The sequence below is a fragment of the Stenotrophomonas sp. PS02289 genome (assembly GCF_029960115.1).
Classification (GTDB): Bacteria; Pseudomonadota; Gammaproteobacteria; order Xanthomonadales; family Xanthomonadaceae; genus Stenotrophomonas.
In genome coordinates this window covers 1-1481 of sequence record NZ_JASCOZ010000329.1, presented here as the reverse complement: position 1 = coordinate 1481, position 1481 = coordinate 1, and the positions used below count along the sequence as shown (strand labels likewise).

The 1481-nt window shown below is 65.2% G+C and carries 2 protein-coding genes; one reads left to right on the top strand and one right to left on the bottom strand.

Translation table 11 applies throughout. The features are described from left to right. On the bottom strand, positions 1-184 hold a 184-nt coding region (locus QMX83_RS21430), incomplete at its 3' end, for a hypothetical protein (protein ID WP_282298642.1). A gap of 122 nt (positions 185-306) precedes the next feature. Here QMX83_RS21430 and pstS point away from each other — a divergent pair. Next, on the top strand, positions 307-1398 hold the full coding sequence (gene pstS / locus QMX83_RS21425; protein WP_282298641.1) for a phosphate ABC transporter substrate-binding protein PstS: 1092 nt from the start codon (positions 307-309) through the stop codon (positions 1396-1398). Positions 1399-1481: the final 83 nt, after the last annotated feature.

The following is a 1481-nucleotide window of genomic DNA, read 5'->3' as shown; positions in this document are numbered from 1 at the left end:
AAGTACTGATCGACGCAATCCCGGTAGGTGCCGACGGTTGGGCGGCACACACCGAACGAGGCAACGGTGCCGCCAGGTCCTCTCTCCCCTTGGCGGCACCCCGGGCGCGGATCATCTGATCCGCGCTTTTTTGTTTCAACGGTACCGCCCGCGCCGTTTCGCCATCGCCCAAAACAACACGCAAGTCGTTGTTTCAACAAGCATTACCCCAACCCCGACCAAGGCGTCATACGGCTGTAACAAAAACATCATTTCATAGCAGCGTCAGCCGGCCAGACCGGCCCTTTTCCCGCTATGGAGTGACGCATGAAACTGCAATCGGCCGGCTTTGCCGCCCTTTCCCTGGCCATCGCCCTGGGCCTGTCCGCCTGCAAGCCTGCCGCTGAAGGCCAGGCCACTGCCCCGGCCGCCGACGCCCCCGCCGCCGCCCCGGCCGCAGGCGACAAGATCAGCGCCGAGATCTCCGGTGCCGGCGCGTCGTTCATCTTCCCGCTGGTGTCCAAGTGGTCGGCCGACTACAACGCCGCCACCGGTGCCAAGGTCAACTATCAGTCGATCGGCTCGGGTGGCGGTATCGCCCAGATCAAGGCCGGCACGGTTGATTTCGGTTCCTCCGACAAGCCGCTGACCAGCGAAGAGCTGGCCCAGGCCGGCCTGGGCCAGTTCCCGTCCGCCATCGGCGGCGTGGTCCCGGTGGTCAACATTGAAGGTCTGGAAGCCGGCAAGCTGCGCCTGAGCGGTGCCCTGCTCGCCGACATCTTCCTGGGCAAGGTCAAGACCTGGAACGACCCGGCCATCGTGGCCGCCAACCCGGGCGTGAAGCTGCCCGACGGCAAGATCACCCTGGTCCACCGTTCGGACGGTTCGGGCACCACCTTCAACTTCTCCAACTACCTGTCCAAGGTCAGCCCGGACTGGAAGAGCAAGGTCGGCGAAGGCACCTCGGTGCAGTGGCCGGACGGCGTCGGTGGCAAGGGCAACGAAGGCGTGGCTTCCTACGTGAAGCAGATCAAGGGTTCGATCGGTTACGTCGAACTGGCTTACGCACTGCAGAACGGCATGCCGTACGCCTCGATGCAGAACGCCGCCGGCAACTGGGTGCAGCCGACCGCTGAAACCTTCGCCGCTGCCGCTGCCAGCGCCGACTGGGCCAGCGCCAAGGACTTCAACCTGGTCATCACCAATGCCCCGGGCGACCAGGCATGGCCGATCACCGCCACCAACTTCATGCTGATGCACAAGCAGCCCAAGGATGCCAAGCGCAGCAAGGACACCCTGGCGTTCTTCAAGTGGGCGTTCGAGAACGGCCAGGCCCAGGCCAACGAACTGCACTACGTGCCGCTGCCGGCGGAACTGGTCACGCAGATCGAAGGCTACTGGACCGCTGAGTTCAAGTGAACAACCCAGGCCCGCGCCCAGCGCGGGCCTGACCGGTCGTAGTGGCGGGGGCGCCGCCCCCCCGCCCCTCGCCCAATATTGCC

Excerpts from the sequence above, each read along its gene's own strand:
- pstS (WP_282298641.1), top strand. The coding sequence starts at position 307 with ATGAAACTGCAATCGGCCGGCTTTGCCGCCCTTTCCCTGGCCATCGCC.